General features: G+C 36.5%; 13 protein-coding genes. 4 read left to right on the top strand and 9 right to left on the bottom strand.

Annotation, left to right across the window (positions count from 1 at the left end; translation table 11 throughout):
- Positions 1-101 precede the first annotated feature (101 nt).
- From F6K06_RS27405 to pds, 3 genes are all read right to left on the bottom strand, one after another.
- The gene (locus F6K06_RS27405) at positions 102-224 is read right to left on the bottom strand and encodes a hypothetical protein (RefSeq protein WP_275670291.1); all 123 of its coding nucleotides are present in this window, start codon (positions 222-224) and stop codon (positions 102-104) included.
- 159 nt (positions 225-383) lie between these two features.
- A complete protein-coding gene (gene crtB / locus F6K06_RS27400; RefSeq protein ID WP_124143572.1) occupies positions 384-1,322 on the bottom strand; it encodes a 15-cis-phytoene synthase CrtB in 939 nt (312 codons plus the stop codon).
- Positions 1,306-2,763 carry a 15-cis-phytoene desaturase gene (gene pds / locus F6K06_RS27395; protein WP_287243831.1) on the bottom strand — a complete coding sequence of 486 codons (1,458 nt, stop codon included), beginning with the start codon at positions 2,761-2,763 and terminating at the stop codon, positions 1,306-1,308. The genes crtB and pds overlap by 17 nt, the downstream gene beginning before the upstream one ends.
- 648 nt (positions 2,764-3,411) lie before the next feature.
- Between pds and dnaK the strand changes: the two genes are divergently transcribed.
- A complete protein-coding gene (gene dnaK, locus F6K06_RS27390) occupies positions 3,412-5,427 on the top strand; it encodes a molecular chaperone DnaK (protein ID WP_124154633.1) in 2,016 nt (671 codons plus the stop codon).
- A gap of 239 nt (positions 5,428-5,666) precedes the next feature.
- The gene (locus tag F6K06_RS27385; RefSeq protein WP_124143553.1) at positions 5,667-6,665 is read left to right on the top strand and encodes a DnaJ C-terminal domain-containing protein; all 999 of its coding nucleotides are present in this window, start codon (positions 5,667-5,669) and stop codon (positions 6,663-6,665) included.
- A gap of 1,771 nt (positions 6,666-8,436) precedes the next feature.
- On the opposite strand, the gene F6K06_RS27380 is transcribed toward F6K06_RS27385, so the two are convergent.
- The gene (locus F6K06_RS27380) at positions 8,437-9,126 is read right to left on the bottom strand and encodes a glutathione S-transferase family protein (RefSeq protein WP_124143554.1); all 690 of its coding nucleotides are present in this window, start codon (positions 9,124-9,126) and stop codon (positions 8,437-8,439) included.
- Positions 9,127-9,322: 196 nt separating this feature from the next.
- Here F6K06_RS27380 and F6K06_RS27375 point away from each other — a divergent pair, with 196 nt between their 5' ends.
- Positions 9,323-9,469: a hypothetical protein gene (locus F6K06_RS27375; RefSeq protein WP_287308918.1), complete on the top strand. Its 147-nt coding sequence runs from the start codon at positions 9,323-9,325 to the stop codon at positions 9,467-9,469.
- A gap of 235 nt (positions 9,470-9,704) precedes the next feature.
- Here F6K06_RS27375 and F6K06_RS27370 read toward each other — a convergent pair whose 3' ends face one another.
- The 3 genes from F6K06_RS27370 to F6K06_RS27360 all read right to left on the bottom strand — a co-directional run bounded on the left by F6K06_RS27370 (position 9,705) and on the right by F6K06_RS27360 (position 12,223).
- Positions 9,705-10,385 carry a glutathione S-transferase family protein gene (locus F6K06_RS27370; RefSeq protein WP_287243828.1) on the bottom strand — a complete coding sequence of 227 codons (681 nt, stop codon included), beginning with the start codon at positions 10,383-10,385 and terminating at the stop codon, positions 9,705-9,707.
- A gap of 132 nt (positions 10,386-10,517) precedes the next feature.
- A complete protein-coding gene (locus F6K06_RS27365; protein ID WP_287243827.1) occupies positions 10,518-10,685 on the bottom strand; it encodes a hypothetical protein in 168 nt (55 codons plus the stop codon).
- 1,382 nt (positions 10,686-12,067) lie between these two features.
- Complete coding sequence (locus F6K06_RS27360; RefSeq protein ID WP_161564975.1) at positions 12,068-12,223, bottom strand: hypothetical protein; 156 nt, start codon at positions 12,221-12,223, stop codon at positions 12,068-12,070.
- A 142-nt stretch (positions 12,224-12,365) separates the two neighbouring features.
- Here F6K06_RS27360 and F6K06_RS27355 point away from each other — a divergent pair, with 142 nt between their 5' ends.
- Positions 12,366-14,858 (top strand): dynamin-like GTPase family protein, encoded by a 2,493-nt coding sequence (locus F6K06_RS27355; RefSeq protein WP_124154632.1) that lies wholly within the window; start codon positions 12,366-12,368, stop codon positions 14,856-14,858.
- 665 nt (positions 14,859-15,523) lie between these two features.
- Here the strand turns inward: F6K06_RS27355 and F6K06_RS27350 are convergent.
- Together F6K06_RS27350 and F6K06_RS34305 are read right to left on the bottom strand one after the other, a co-directional pair.
- Positions 15,524-15,829 (bottom strand): DUF4090 family protein, encoded by a 306-nt coding sequence (locus F6K06_RS27350; RefSeq protein WP_124143556.1) that lies wholly within the window; start codon positions 15,827-15,829, stop codon positions 15,524-15,526.
- A gap of 91 nt (positions 15,830-15,920) precedes the next feature.
- On the bottom strand, positions 15,921-16,022 hold the full coding sequence (locus tag F6K06_RS34305; RefSeq protein WP_124143573.1) for an element excision factor XisI family protein: 102 nt from the start codon (positions 16,020-16,022) through the stop codon (positions 15,921-15,923).
- Between the last annotated feature and the right edge of the window lie 858 nt (positions 16,023-16,880).

The raw sequence follows: 16,880 nt of genomic DNA, 5'->3' as shown, positions 1-16,880 counted from the left end.
TTGTACAAGGAACTGTAGCTATATCTATAAAATCTTAATAAGTTTATAAAGTCACTTTGAAGCCTTCGATTTAATGATAAATCAAAGGCTCTTTTTATAGTTTAATTTTTGACTACAGCAATTTTCATTTCAGTAGACCACAGTAGAGGCGAATAGCCATTTCCCCTTAAACGATTTTTGTTATGATGATGTGGTTCATCAATCTGAAAAGCGCTGTAAGACAAGACAGATTTCAGTTAATTAGTTATAGGTTTCATGATTTTGATATTTAATTAAGCTTGGAACGACTATGTTTGTAGCTAAACTTAGCTCTACCTCATATTGCAATTCACTTATCTCTATGATTCAAACTAACTATATGTTATAAGAAAAAATTCAAAAACTTATAACACTTTCGATCTAAGTAATGCTATGGGTAAACATACTAACTTTCTAGGGGTAGAGACGTAAGCTCGACGGTTGAACACATCATATTGATTGTGCTCAATAGCATCTAAAATTTTACTGTAAAGCATGGAAGCTGACCAAACAGGCCAACGAATATCAGGATTCAAACGCCTAATACCTTTCTCTGCATCAACAAAAAACTTGCGTGCTCTGTTAATCTGAAATTTCATTAATTCTCGCCAGCGTCGATCAATTACACCATTCAATAAATCTTCTTCAGTATAATCAAACAAAGCTAATTCTTCTAGAGGAATGTAAATCCGACCCCGACGAGCATCTTCTCCTACATCTCGTAGAATATTGGTAAGTTGATTGGCAATTCCCAAAGCGATCGCCTCTGATGTGGGAGATTTCATCTGTTGGTTTTTATTCCAGGGAGCAGTCAAACTTGATTGAACCACTCCCATAACTGGCATAGTCATTAAACCAACTGTACCTGCTACTCGATAACAGTAAAGTTCCAGTTCCTTAAATGTTTCGTAGCGACTGCGGTACAGATCCATTTGCTGACCCGCGATCATATCTCTAAATGGTTGTATGTCTAAAGGAAACTTGGATAGTGTATCTACCAAAGCTACATCTGTATCTTCTAGTGGATAGCCAGCAAAGAGAGATTCTAGATGTTTTTCCCACTCTTGGAGAGTTTCTGTAGTTGTAGTACTTGACATGGGTCCATCGACCAGTTCATCTGTACGACGACACCAGACATATATTGCCCATATCGCCTTACGTTTAGCTTCTGGCATTAACTGAGTACCCATGTAAAAAGTTTTAGAATAGGTAGCTGTGACTTGACGACACAACTCATAAGACTCTTCTAGTGATACCAGGGATGAACGAGTCATGCGCTGAGAATATTTAGACCGTTGCAGCATTCTTTGCTGGCTTTGGAGTTGTTGGTTGCAGGTTTGCATGAGATTCAAGTTGAGTAGAAGCGTTAGCGGAGCTTGCCTTAGTAATTGCCTGCGCTGTAAGCTTTCCAGAAAGTACAGCTCCTTCCATGCTGGCTAGATAGCGCTGCATAGTATAGTCTCCTGTAAGGAAGAAATTTGCAATTGGTGTTACTTGGGAAGGGCGACAATCTTGGCGACCGGAGGTAGCTTTATATACAGAGCGGGGCGTTTTGACAACGTGAGATTTCAACAACTTAGCTGGAGAATTTCCTGTAAAGTGATGGGGAAATAATTTTTCCAACTCTGCCATTGTGGCTGCGATTATTTCTTGGTCGGATTTAGAAATCCAATCTTTGGCGGGTGCTAATACTAATTCCAACATGGAACGATCGGGATTAGCATATTCACGACAAGTGTTACTCATGTCTGCATAGACACTTAGTAGAGGTGAGCGTGAAAACAGTAGATGGTCTATATCTGTTAGTTTGCGATCAAACCATAGATGTAGATTAATTACTGGTACACCTTCAAGACCATTGAGCTTTTGGAAGTATTCCATCTGCTGCCACGGTTTGGGTAACATTGTTTTTAGGGGATCGACTGGCATTGCTGATACATAAGCATCAGCAGTTATTACTCGGTCTTGTGCTCCATTTAATCCTCTGATTAGAAATCCACTGACTTGACCATCATCGTTCAGTAAAAATTCCTTTACGGGTACGTTCAACTGTACTTCTCCACCTCCCTTTGCAATATAATCTACCAGAGGTTGACATAATCGCTCTGTTGGCGAACCATCTAAAAAGGCCATTTTAGAGCCGTTTTTTTCTTGGAGAAAACGGTTTAGAGCTGTGAGAATTACAGTTGAGGATATTTCCTCTGGCCCAATAAAATTCAACGCTTTTGACATGGCGATGAATACTTCTTTCTCTACTCTCGGAGGAACATTCTGTTTTTTCAACCATTCTGAGAAGGTGTATCTGTCCATTTTTTCCACATATTCCTGGCCTTGAAGCATAGCTGGAATCAGACCTATACCAAATCTAATTTTTTCTGGCCAGGTTAGCATATCATTATTGCGGAGAATAGCCACTACTCCATTCAAAGGTGCTGGAATATCAGGAAAATCAAATCTAGAGTATGTTCCTGGTTTTTCTGGCTGATTAAAAATCATCGTGTGCTGTTTCCATTGCAGTCTATCCTCTATATTTAGTTCTTTGAATAGCTGCAACATATTTGGATAGGCTCCAAAAAATATATGTAGACCGGTCTCGTACCAGTCTCCTTCCTCGTCTTTCCAGGCTGCTACCTTACCTCCTAGAACGTCCCTTCTTTCTAGGACTATTGGAGTATGACCCATGTCTGTTAGATATTTGGCACAGGAAAGACCGGCTAGTCCCGCTCCCGCGATCGCAACTCGCATTTACTTGGTAAAAACCTCTTTAATTCAATTTACTTCTTTTTTATTATTATAACTTTACAAGTTGTTACAAATTTCAGCAACATCTCATTTGTTATTTTTAATTCCATTTGCCTCAATTTTTGTTATATATACTTTTGACAAAAAGTAGATAAGTGTGGTAATGTTACAGCAAAATTAGTAATATAATCTAAGTATCTTAATAAAATTTAAAAATACATACTTAAATTTGCTCTTGAATATCGATAACAGATTAAGATTAACAGACTAAGGGTAAGAGGCGAGCACAAAAAAAATTAAATCTATAAATCTAAGTTAAGTATGTAGCTATAGAAAAAAAGGCCAAATAAGGAATAAGGAGCCAGAGAGGAGAATACAAACCCCATAAATTCAATAAATTTGAGGGTGTTAGCAAGGAATTCTTGAGCATAGTTGTTTCTCTAAAAAAATTAACCTTAGTCCATAATTCATAAATAAATTTAGTTGTTTTCAACTCTATAAGCAGACAGAAGGCAAAAATATATTTGATTATTGCTGTCTATTGCTTCTGGCCTTCTGCCTTCTTTTCAGAGGGTGAGGCTATCCTCAAAGCTTGAGAAATTTGACACGATAGAATAATCAACAAAAGGACAGAATAAAGAAAACTAAGGCATGGGCAAAGTAGTCGGCATAGACCTGGGTACAACAAACTCCGTAGTCTCCGTCATGGAAGGCGGAAAACCCATAGTGATCGCTAATTCAGAAGGAATGCGGACAACTCCATCTGTAGTTGGCTTCACCAAGGAAGGAGAACGAATAGTAGGACAAATGGCCAGAAGACAAACTGTTCTGAACCCTCAGAACACTTTCTATGGGGTCAAACGATACATTGGACGTAAATACTCTGAACTATCTCCAGAGTCAAAGCGGGTTCCCTATACAATTCGCCGAGATGAATATGGCAATGTCAAAATTAAATGTCCTAGGATGAAACGAGATTTTGCTCCGGAAGAAGTCTCAGCAATGATATTGCGGAAGCTAGCAGATGAAGCAAGTCGCTATCTGGGAGAAGAAGTTACAGGGGCAGTAATTACCGTACCAGCCTATTTTAATGATTCCCAAAGACAGGCCACTCGTGATGCAGGGACAATTGCGGGTTTAGAAGTTAAAAGAATTCTGAATGAACCAACGGCTGCATCTTTGGCTTATGGATTAGAGAATACAGATAATCAGGTAATTCTGGTCTTCGACTTGGGTGGAGGTACATTTGATGTATCAATATTAGAGGTAGGAGATGGAGTATTTGAAGTTAAATCCACGAGTGGAGATACTCAACTAGGGGGTAATGATTTTGACCAACGAATAGTAAATTGGTTAGCAGAACAATTTTTAGAGACAGAAGGAATAGATTTAAGGACAAGCGATCGCCAGGCATTACAACGGCTGATGGAGGCTGCGGAAAAAGCTAAAATAGAATTATCTGGGGTCGGAGTGACTGAGATTAACCTACCCTTTATTACAGCCACAAAAGATGGCCCTAAACATTTAGAAACTAGGCTGACTAGGTCTCAATTTGAAGGACTTTGTGGGGATTTAATTCCCAGAATAGGACGCCCTGTGAAAATGGCATTAAAAGATGCGGGTATTAGTCCTTCTATGATTGATGAAGTAGTATTAGTGGGTGGTTCAACTCGGATTCCTTTTGTCCAAGATTTAGTTTACTCTCTAATAGATAGAGAACCAAATCAAGGGGTTAATCCTGATGAAGTTGTGGCTGTGGGAGCTGCTATTCAAGCGGGAATTTTAGCTGGGGATGTACGAGATGTGCTGCTGTTGGATGTCTCCCCATTATCTTTTGGATTGGAAACTATTGGTGGGGTGATGAAAAAACTTATTCCTCGAAATACTACTATCCCGGTACGACGTTCTGATATCTTTTCTACTTCAGAAAATAACCAGACTGTTGTTGAGATTCATGTTATTCAGGGAGAAAGAGAAATTGCGGCGGAGAATAAGTCTCTGGGAAAATTTAAGCTGACGGGTATTCCTCCTGCTCCACGGGGTGTGCCACAGGTACAAGTGGCTTTTGATATTGATGCTAATGGTATTTTGCAGGTGACTGCAATGGACAAAACTACTGGTAGGGCTCAAAGTATTACTATTCAAGGAGCATCGACTTTAACTCAGCAAGAAATTAGTCAGATGATTCGGGATGCTGAAAAATTTGCTGAGACAGACCGACTAAGAAGGGAGCAAGTAGAAAAGCGCAATCGTGCAGAGGCTTTGGCCTTTCAAGCTGAACGACAACTCCGGGAGGTGGCCTTGGATTATGGTATGCAATTTGCTGCTAGGAGTCGTCAACGGATGGAGATGTTGATTAGAGAACTAAGGGATAGCCTGGAGAGGGATGATGAGCGTGGTATTGATCGGGTGGGAGTTGATTTACAGGATGCTCTGTACGATCTGAATCGTGAAGTTTCAATTTATACTTCTGAATCTGAGGATGATGATTTCTTTGGGTCTGTGCGTCGCAGTATTTCTGGAGAGGAGCCCAAGCGCAAGGAACGTTATGATTATGATAGTAGGATAGATCGTAGGTCTTCGGATCGAGTCAGTTATAACAGACCGACTAGACCTAATCGTTATTATCAGAGTGATGATTGGAATGATGATGATGATTGGTTGTAACTATTTTAGATTTTACGGGAGATAGTTTCTTGCTTAGTTGCAAGATATAGTTAAAATTAAAAGTGAATTTATTGTCGTGAATGAGTTATAAATATTGGAGAATTTCCTAAGTAAATTAGTGACTTTCTATTATTTTTCTCGAAAAGTGAGAAGGTAAGAAGTCTTAAGTATTCTACCGTTTTTCCTCAAAAAGTTATAGAAAATATTTATAGTTAAAACTTATAAGTTTAAGTTAGCAGATGCAAAATTTTCGGAATTATTATCAGATTTTAGATGTTTCTAAAGATGCTTCGGTGGATGAAATTAAGAAAGCATATAGGAGACTGGCACGACAGTTTCATCCAGATGTAAATCCTGGTGATAAAGAGTCAGAAGAAAAATTTAAAGATATTAATGAAGCTTATGATATTTTATCAGATATAGAAAAACGAACAGAATACGATCAGTTTATTCGATATTGGAAACCTAAAGGAATTGGGGGTAGGGTGGGGATACGAGTTCCTGATTTTAGGAATTGGGATAATCGTGATGAAAATGGGCGAAAAAATGAAAAAAATTCAGATGTTAGTGACTTTTCAGATTTTAATACTTTTGTAGACCAACTATTAGGTCGTCGCCGTGAAGTTAGAACTCCAGTTGAATCGACAATTCCAAAAACTCAGACTTCTAATGTTTATCGTTCTGGTCAGAAAAAGAATACTTATAAGGCAACAGAGCGGGAAGTAAAAAAGGATATTGAGGCTAGATTAACTTTACCTTTGGAAAAGGCTTATGTGGGAGGGGTTGAAAAAATACGTTTGGAGGATGGGCGTTCGATAGAGGTGAATATGCCGATGGCTATGGTTAGTGGTCAAAGAATTCGTCTGAAAAATCAGGGTATTGGTGGGGGAGATTTGTATTTGAAGATTACGATCGCTCCTCATGATTTTTATCAGTTGGATGGACCGGATATTTTTTGTGAGTTGCCTATTACTCCTGTGGAGGCCGTTTTGGGTGGGGATATTGAGGTGCCTACTTTGGATGGTTGGGTGAAGATGAAGTTGCCGGCGGGGGTTTTTTCTGGTCAACGTTTACGGCTTGCGAGTAAGGGGTATCCTGATGGGAGGGGTGAGCGTGGAGACCAGTTGGTGGAGATTAAGATTGTGACTCCGAAGGAGCCTAGTCAGGAGGAGTTGGAGATTTATCAGAAGTTACGGGAGGTTGAGAGGTTTAAGCCGAGGAAGGATTTGCCTGTTTGATTTGAGCTTAAGGTGTGCGAAGGAATAAGCTTGCTTTGTCTGAGTTTTGAGCTTTTGATATGTTCTAACCTTACATATATAATTTATATTTCCTGGGTTGTGGTTGAATAAAAAGTCATGCGAAGGGACGAGTGACTAAAACTTTATATACCTTATCACGATTTTTGAGAAGATGCAACCTCATTATTCTCTAATTTTTTGAGCTTCAGAAAATGAAAAAGTGCAACTTAAACTCAAGAAGGAGTCCTGCGCTTTATCTGCTGATTCAGGGTCATTTCAGTTATCAGTTATCAGTACCTCTGCCTGTTTGCGGAGCATTCCACAGGAAAGCATCGGAATTGAAATATTGAACTTGATTTTTTTTCATCCCATTGAAAGGGGAGGCTTGAGACCTTATTTTTTGGTCAGGAGGCATTTTTGAGAGCAAATAAAAATCTGTTTCACTTTTTTTTGTTGAATAAAAAGTCATGCGTAGGGGCGAACAACCAGGGCAAACGCATCTCGTCAATAAACTAGGGGTAATTATCAATAAACCGGGTTTTATTGCGCTTGTTGACAATATACTTTCAACATATAGTGTCTATAAAATCAAATAAACACTACATATAGGGAACGGCAAAATAAGATGCGTTTGCCCTGGGCGAACAACTGCCAATATGTATATCCTATCGCGGTTTTTGAGGGGATGCAACCTCATTATCCTCTAATTTTTTTGAGCTTCAGAAAATGACAAGGTTCAATATTTTGATTACCTATACTCATAGGGAACGATCGGGCAATATTTCTATTATTGAGGATGATTTTTTTTTGCAGCGGAGGGAAGTTTTGGAAAAGAATTCAGACAACCTTTGAGAAAACGCATCTATGTTGATGGAGGTCTGGATTTTTCGGCTTATTTGTTTTGGCGTTGGTGAATCAGCATCAGAATTAAGATATTTGGACTAACCGTAATCAACATCAGAATTATGAATACCCCTTTCATTACTTGCTCCCGAACAAACCGTAAACGAAATAATCTGTAGGGACTTTAAATAGGGTTTCCATACGCAAACTCTAATTATTAATTATTAGGTAAGTTTTAGTTATCAATTTCAGTCTTTTAGTTTGAAATTTTTTAATTTTGTCATCAACCTCTGACAAAATCGGAGAAAAGTTTTCCCAATCAGCTAACGAAGTTTCAATATTTTTAGCGCTTTTACTCGGTTGTGTGATACTCTAAATGGTATAAAAATCCAAGGGTTAGTATTGCTTAAAAGAATTTTGAGGCTGCAAATACCTATCGTGTCGTTGTTTTTAGAGGCGATCGTCTGAATTTATGTGACGATGAATGACTAATTTTTCTCTCCTCATTTTTCAGTAGATTGATAGATTGACTGTTTTGTGGTAAGTGGCTGGAAATCTGTATTAGAAACTTGCTTATGGTCTTTTTTGCCTGGCACTGGTAGAGGTGCGGTAGATTATTTTGCCAGAGTTGTTGATAGTAACTACCTCAAAAATAAATACTTCTCCTTTTAAGCTAGCCATAGAATTGAACTGGTGAAAATATTACATAATACCGTGCCAAATTCTACTATCAAAACTAGGTTAGGTAGGGTAAGTAAATTTTTACCTACCCTACCAAAACTAAGTAGAGCAGACTAAAAAAAAGACACTGTATATTTAATCAAAAAACTCCTAAAGCCATTTAATATAAACTTTTGAGCTAATTTACAATTTGATAAATAGCGCCCAAAATTTACCATTTTCTACTTAATAGTTAAATAGCTATTAATTACTGCTGAAACTGACGAGTACCGAAAAGATTTTCCCTGGCTTTTTCATCAAACTTCTTTGTCCGACTCTCACTTAAAACTGCTAAACCACGACTTACTGTAGGTCGCTGACTAATAGTTTCAAACCATCGCTTTAAATGAGGAAAGTCTGATAAATTTTGCCCTTGCTTTTCGTGGGGTACTATCCAAGGATATATTGCCATATCAGCAATAGAATAATCTCCCGCCACATATTCTACTTGAGATAATTGTTGATTTAATACCCCATATAAACGTGATGCTTCATTGGTGTATCTTTCAATTGCATAGGGAATTTTTTCGGGTGCATATTGACGAAAATGATCAGCTTGCCCTAACATTGGGCCAAGACCTCCCATTTGAAACATTAGCCACTGAATTACTGTGTAGCGATCGCTTGGGTTATCGGGAATAAAGCGACTTGTTTTTTCAGCTAAATAGAGCAAAATAGCTCCTGACTCGAAGATAGAAATAGGGTTGCCATTGGGTCCATTAGGGTCAACAATGGCTGGCATTTTATTGTTAGGGCTAATTTTCAAATATTCTGGCTGAAATTGGTCTCCGGCGGTAATATTAACTGGAATTAAGTTATAAGGGGTTTCTGTTTCTTCTAACATAATAGAAATTTTCCAGCCATTAGGAGTAGGCCAATAATATAAGTCGATAGTCATAATTTAAAAAGCTCTAATTTTTATTGAGTTTGCTATTAAAAAGCCTTTAGCAATTAAGTACTTCAGCAATCAGCAGTCAGCTTTTGATAAGGGGATTTAAATTCTTCTTAAAATTAAGCGACTTAATAGAAGTCGGAGATTTAAACCCAAGCTTTTCTGTTCCGGAATGCTCCACAAACAGATACCTAATTAGGGTTTGCTGAAAAAAGTATTTTTGCTCTTTGTAGGAGACAGGAGACAGGAGACAGGAGGAACGGGGAATTTAGAGGAGATAGGAGTAAGAATTGTTCCAATATTGTTCTGCCCAACTATGAGCCTAAAATACGCTCCTTTTTTAGCGTGAAGAGCTGAAACAGGCGCACTTTTTCAAAGCCCCAAAAAGTCTAAAACCTTTATCTGTAAATACTTTTATATTTAATCAGCAAGTCCTAATTATATGGGCAAATTTTTAGGCTGATAGTTGATAACTAATTGCTGATAGCTAGTATCGCTACACAGAAGTTAAAAGTCAAAAGTATTGATTTGTAATTGTTTTAGGATTTTGTAACTGCTTAGTTATTTCCACCATCTTGCACTAGTTAATTGTAACCAAGACTTTGACGTGCCAGACTGTCAAATAAATCGAGCATTTTTTTCCGCCACATATTAACAGAGTCGTTGGTTTCTAATAATTTAATGGGGGAGATAGAACGAGCAAATTGAAATTTAGCAAATATAACGTAGTCGGCAAAGTTTGGTTTTTCTCCTGCCAAGAAAGGCTGCTGATTTAAAGTTTCTCTTAAAGGAGAGAGGATGGTTCTAAAATGCTCAATTTGAGATGGTTGTACATCTTTAAATTCTTCTAGTGATTTGCCTAATAGTTGTTCGCGAGTTTCTCGAAAATAAGTTTTGTCTTTGGCATCTATATGTTCAAATACATTGTATATAAGCATTGGTAGTAAGGCTGGGTTCAAAACTTTTTCATCCCAATTTTTGATAAATAAAGCTTGAGCTTGTGCTTGAGAACAGCCGAATAAAGAAGGTTTATTTGGATAGGTTTCTTCTAAGTAGTTGGCAATATTCCAAGAGTCAAAAACTACTCGATCACCATCAACAATTACTGGTACTTTTTCTTGACCAGAGAAAGCGATTGTTTCTTTTTCAGTAAAGTGCCAAGGAATTCTTTCTACTTCCAGTTGTTTATGGGCTAGAGCCATACGAATTCTCCAGCAGTATGGGCTAAAAGCTCTGTTATTTTCTGCACCTACTAGGTCATACATTTTGATTTTCATGGATGGCATAATACTTGCAACTGCTCTATTAAGGATAACAGAATTTTAGCTTGTTAATAAATAATATTTTTTGTCAAAATCGAGTTATTTTTATAGCAAGAATTAGCTAATTTTAGGTAATTATAAATAAGTAATAATAGATTTTATTTGGATTGTAAATGAAGCAAGCATTCGTTTAACTTCTACTACATTCTCAACCAGATATTCGTACTCTGAAGCTTTGATAAAATTACTTTTTTCTCCTTGAAAGGTAATAAAACTGATAGCTGACTCCTGTTTGCGCAGCATTCCGCAGGAAATGCTTATCTTTTAGAAGGTAAATCTTTCTTATTCTTGAAAAAAGAGAGATGGAGATAATTTTAGAGATGCGAGTATGGTGTTTGGCAAAATTTTTCCAACAATCATTTTTATCAGTTAAGAAATTGTTAGTGATTTAAGTAGATTTCACAATCATAATCAGTTAGGTATAAATGACTTTATTAGTAAGCATTTAGCCGTCAGCTATCAGATATTCCCTGTAGGATGCTACGCAAACAGCTATTGCTTTTAGTTTTAGATCAAAGCTTTACTAATTGAGGTAGATTTCATTAATTGATAATGGATAATTGATAATTACCTCTGGTTAAAACCGAGAGGATTGAATATCAGGAGATATTATTTCTTCTCTTGGTCGATTGGATATTGTTAGGAAACCCATCCATCCCACCCTTCGGGAAGCTGCGAATATCGACCACTTTTTTCCCCTTAAAAGGGGAGGCTTTAAACCAGAATTATTTAATTATTAATTATTAATTATTCGGTAAATCTTACTACCAAAGTTGGCTTTAAAGTCTATATTAATTTTGGGGTGCTGTTCTTTTTTGCCAAGAAATAATTAGGGCTTGCTGATTAATTCTAAAAGTATTGACAGATAAATATTTTAGCGTTTTTTTTTGAAAAAAGTATCAGCTTTTCGGTGGAAAAAGCTCAAAAAGCTAGTATATTGGGATGATTATGGCATAAAAATTGAGAGAAAATTCTTACTCCTACCTCCTCACTCATTTCCATTTCTCCTGTCTCCTACCCCAGCAAAAAGACTTTCGATACGCAAACCCTAATTAAGCAAAATTAATTGTTTATTTGATGGTCTGGTTAAATAGATAGGAAAAAAGTAAGCATTCAGCAATCAGCTATTAATTCACTGCCTTTATAACAGGAATTAGTATTGAACGGTTTAAGGATAATTCAAAGTATTGAAAAAACAACTTATCTTGACCTTAGCAGTGTATATTCATTATTTATGAAACAGCTAAAAGCTGAATGCAAGCTAGCTGAATATTTAACGAAAAAGTATTTTTAGATTAACTGCTGAAGTAGACAAGTATATTTTTTGTTCCCTACTACCTACTATCTACTTACAAATTTTGAATTAATTTTGCACAAGTACTTATATTTTCTACAAAACTGCGTCGAGAATGTCAGCATTCAGGTATTAGTAGTCAGCTCTTCCTAGGTCATACTGCGCAAACAGCTTTTTAATGAATGAAGCCAGCTTTATTTTAACTTATACTACATTTTTAACCAGAGTATTATAAACATTTAGCTATGAGTAATCAGCTCTTCCTCCGGAATGCTACACAAACATTTTTTTAATGAATGAAGCCAACTTTATTTTAACTTATACTACATTTTTAACCAGAGTATTGAAGTACAAGAAAGACTCGCTTGAGTTGTAAACCCATGCAATTATGTGGTAAGAAATGAGTTAATAATTCATAGCTGATAGCTGATGGCTGAATGCTTACCCGATAATTACTATATACATTTCCTTGTTTAAAAATTACCAATGAATATTTTTTTGATTTATCCCTCAAATTACGGTCTTATGCTGATTCAAGTGAAATATTAATCAGTGAAAATACTATTGTTGTGCATCAACAAATAATTAATAATAAAATAACAGACATTTACTCACACCATAAAATAGAAATGAATATAATTCCTACTCAATGTCAATACTTACAAAATCAGGTAGAAAATTTACTTCAATTATTGCATCAAGAATCTACTCTAAGACAACAAGATACAACAGCGGTTCGTGCTTCTTTAAATAAAGTAATTTCTCCCAAATTTGAAATAGTATTTGCGGGAGCTTTTAGTGCGGGTAAGTCAATGTTAATTAATGCTTTATTAGGAAGAGAATTACTTTATAGTGCCGAGGGACACGCTACAGGAACAGAATGTTATATTGAATATGCCGAACCTGAAAAAGAACGAGTAGTTTTAACATTTTTAAGCGGGGCAGAAATTCAAGAACAAGTAGCAATTTTACGAAAGGAATTAGGCTTAGACTCCAATGCTAATATTCAACAACCAGAGGTAATCCAAATTATTAGGGAACAATGCGACGCAATTATTAAAAATGAAGGTGGCGAAAATAAATCGGAGCGGGCTAAACAAGCAAAAGCATTGAAATTATTAGTAGATGGTTTTGAGGCGAATAAGGAATGTATTCATTCTGCCGAAAATGCTATTTATTCTATGGAGCAGTTTAACTTTTCTAACCTGAAAGAAGCGGCAAGTTATGCACGACGGGGGATGAATAGTGCTGTGTTGAAGAGAGTAGAATATTATTGTCATCATCCTCTTTTAGAAGATGGAAATGTAATTATTGATACTCCAGGAATTGATGCGCCAGTAGAAAAAGATGCTCAAATTACTTATGACAAAATAGAGCATCCAGAAACTTCTGCGGTTGTTTGTGTTTTAAAAGCTGCTGCTGCGGGAGATATGACAACTGAAGAAACAGAATTACTGGAAAAAATGCGAGAAAATCCTGGAATTAGAGACCGGGTTTTTTATGTGTTTAATCGTATTGATGAAACTTGGTACAATTCTCAACTCAGACAACGATTAGAAAGTTTGATTATTTCTGATTTTCGGGATACAGAAAGGATTTATAAGACCAGTGGGTTGTTAGGTTTTTATGGCAGTTTAATTAAAGAAGCAAGTGCAGGCGATCGCTTTGGTTTAGATACTATATTTGCTAATAGTGTTAAAGGTTTAGATGAGGAGGAGGAAACGCCACAATTTGTCTATGCTTTTAACAATTATTGTGGTACTTCTCGCAAACTTCCTAGTAACTTTCCGGTGAGTATTCATGGTTTTGAGTCACCTAATGAAAATTATGTCCGGATTTTAGGTGAGTGGGGAAAACCGTTAATCGAACAATTAATAAAAGATAGTGGAATAGAAGAATTTAGGGATGGAATTACTCGGTATCTGAAGGAGGAGAAACGTCCACAATTATTTGCAAATTTGGCAGATGATTTGCAAAATATCTGTATTCAATTACAGAAAAATTATTTAGCTACTCAACAAAACTTGGCGAGTCAACCTCAGGAAATAGAGGCAATGAAAATCCAGGAATTATCATTGTTGAATTCTCAACTTCAGGAAGTGGGCGAAGGATTTAATCAACATATTTCTGAGGAAGTAAATTTGCTAGTCACAAATAAATGTGATGCTTTTGAAGCAGATTTTAATCAACTCCAATCTCGAATGATTCGTCGTTTAGATGAACTGTTAGATACTTTTTCTGTAGAAGCTGCTTATAGTAGGGCAACTATTAATCATCCACGGAATGCAACGGCACCTTTATTAGCAGTTTTGGTCGAAGCACTTTATTATTTAGCCAATCAATTGGAGGATATTTTAGTTGATTCTACCGAGTCAGTGGTAAGTGGATTTTTCCAACGTTTAATTGACCGAGTTCGTAAGTCAGAATATTATCGACAACTTTATCGTTTGTTGGGGAATGATGGAGGTATTGAACAACATTTAAAGGAAGTAAAAAAAGTAGTTACTACGGCATTAATAAGTGCGGCGCGGATAGAATGTGACAGGTTTGTGCGAGAAAGTCCCCGTTTTTATGATGAAGGAACTTTTTCTATCTATCAGTTTCGGCAGACTTTGTTGCAGACTTCTCAAAGTTTTGATTGTAGCAGTATGGTAGAAGCTGAACCGTCAATTAGGCAATTGTTGAAGTTGGATTTTGAGCCGAAAGTTTCTAGGACTATTCGACAGACTTTTCGTCAGACTTTGAATCAAACTTTGAAGACTCATTTATTACCTATGGCGGAAAAACAAGGGGAAGATATTATGCAGCAATATAATCAAGCGCGGGAATATTTAGAGAAAAGTTTGGAGACTGAAGCTGCGGAAAAAATTCAACGAAATTTACGTTTACAAAGTGAGGTTGAGGAGAAAATAGGGGTTTATAATCAGTTGGTTTCTAGTATTAATAGTTGTTTACGGACGATGTTATTGAATGAGCGACAATTGCCAATTATTTATGGGTTTAATTTTGGGAAAAATGGGGATGATTTGGATGTAGTAAGTGATGAAAATGAGAAATTATTGGAGAGTGAAGAAGTATCTCCACTTGATGATTTAAGACAGCAGATGAATTTGAATAGTTAGGGGTAGTTTTATTTCAGAAAAATGTAGGGTGTGTTGTTGAAGCATCCTACAGTTATAGTGCTTTGCGCAAGGCAAAAGTCAAAAGTCAAAAGTTAAAAGTAATACCAGTTTGATAAATATTTACTACAAATCAATAGGTTATTTCTTAGGAGTCAACCCACCCCTAACCCCTCCCAGGAGGGGAAGTTAGGAGGACCGAGTCAGAATGAATGGCTTCGATTCCATTTTTTAGGTTGTAAATTATCTTTTTCGTCAAAGAGATATCTCCTGTCAAGTCTTTTAATCGCACTTATTATTCGTAACATTCTTTTTGCAAATTGATGTAATACCAAAAATCAATATATTTTGATAAACCCGATCATTTTGAAGATATAGCGCTACGCAAATACGCTCTTGACATTCTTCTGTTCCCTGTTCCCTACTCCGGTGTTCCCTTACAACCAAAATTTATTGTCAAACGCCAAAAGACGGAGTGCTATAGAAAAAATCCCCTGTTTACCTAGTTGAAAATATTCTGTAGGGGCTAACATTCAGGCAGTAACTAAAAGTATAAACTCTAGATTTTCTTTCCGAATGCTTCCCCCTCCTGTCAGGATTCAAAATTTAGAGATAACAATTATCAAACCCTGAAACAAAAACATTAAAATACTAACTACAAACTATTTTTATTTCCCACCATAATAAAAAGCAATTTCTTTCTCTTTAAGTGGAGCAAAATTTGCATCTTTCAACATTTGATTTAACTCTTCCTGGGAAATATGCTTCGCCCCAATACGCACAATACGAGACCGCATTGTATTACTAACCCCACTCCGTTGTCGTTGACCTTCTAATGCCATTACCTTGTGATAAAGGTCGAGCTTTTCTGTTGGGATAGCAGAACCATCTAAATCTATTCCTTTAGCGATCGCCTCATCCACAGCATCTGCTCCAGTAGTGGATGCAGTTGTGGAAGTTTTTTCTGAAGACATAGCAAAAAATTATTGGGTTTACATGATTATTTTATCTCGTGTAAGGCACACCTCAAAACTTTCTATAGGAGTAAATTTTTCCAATTAAAATTTAACTCATAGCAAACTCAGTAAACTTTCTCACATCTGGAGCTTTAAAAGCAAAAATAATATCACTTTTAATAAGATCTAATCTGATTAACTCATCAGTTATTCCTTCTCCAGTAAAATATTATTCTATGTAAATATTTTCATTTTTAAACTCAATATAAACATCAGTATATTTCATTTTTTGGCGTTGGTAATTTGAGGTATGATATCATGTCTGGATAAGAGCGCTATAGAACTCCGTGACCTTTACGCGACCAAAAAACTTTCTCCTTTTACTCGGGGTTTCTTCTTCTTTCTTCCCTCCTGACTCGCTCCGACTGACTTCCCCTCCTGGGAGAGGCACGCGGGTGGGTTGACTCCTAAAGAATTAAGATTAATATAATACACGCGCTTTACCAACGCCCATTTTTTTTCCTTACTAATCAAGTGTTAACCATAAATACAGCAATCCGGAATGATTTATGAGAATTTTATTACTTTAGTTTTCCCTATTCCTTATACTAAATACTAATTAAAAAAAAGAATGTTACGAATAATCAGGGCAATTAAAACACAAGTGCAGGAAATGCCTCTTTGACTAAAAAGATAACTTACCGAATAATTAAGGTTTAAAGTCTCTCCTTTAAAGGAGAAAAGCGGTCGTTTTGCTGGCGCACAACTCCGTTAACTGGACTTTCAAAAAAAAATGCAGTCTCTGAGGTGAAAATTATGATATATTATGGTTTTTACCTAAATTTGATAGCTGCTCAAACAAACAACCTTGTCTGCCTTACCGCCATGGTTTCAAAAGTGGTGTCAAAAATTTGATGATTTATTCAAAACCAAAGGTCAAAAAAAGGGATTTCGCCTTGGATTTGGCGGGATTATTAGGAGAAAGTCAACGCCAAAATATTGCTCAAATTACCGACAATATTATCGGCTCTTTATATAAAAATATACATCATTTTATTGCCTATGCCAA

Origin of the sequence: Okeania sp. SIO1H4 (assembly GCF_010672695.1) — a bacterium.
Classification (GTDB): Bacteria; Cyanobacteriota; Cyanobacteriia; order Cyanobacteriales; family Microcoleaceae; genus Okeania; species Okeania hirsuta.
This window is presented reverse-complemented; position numbering and strand designations above follow the sequence as displayed.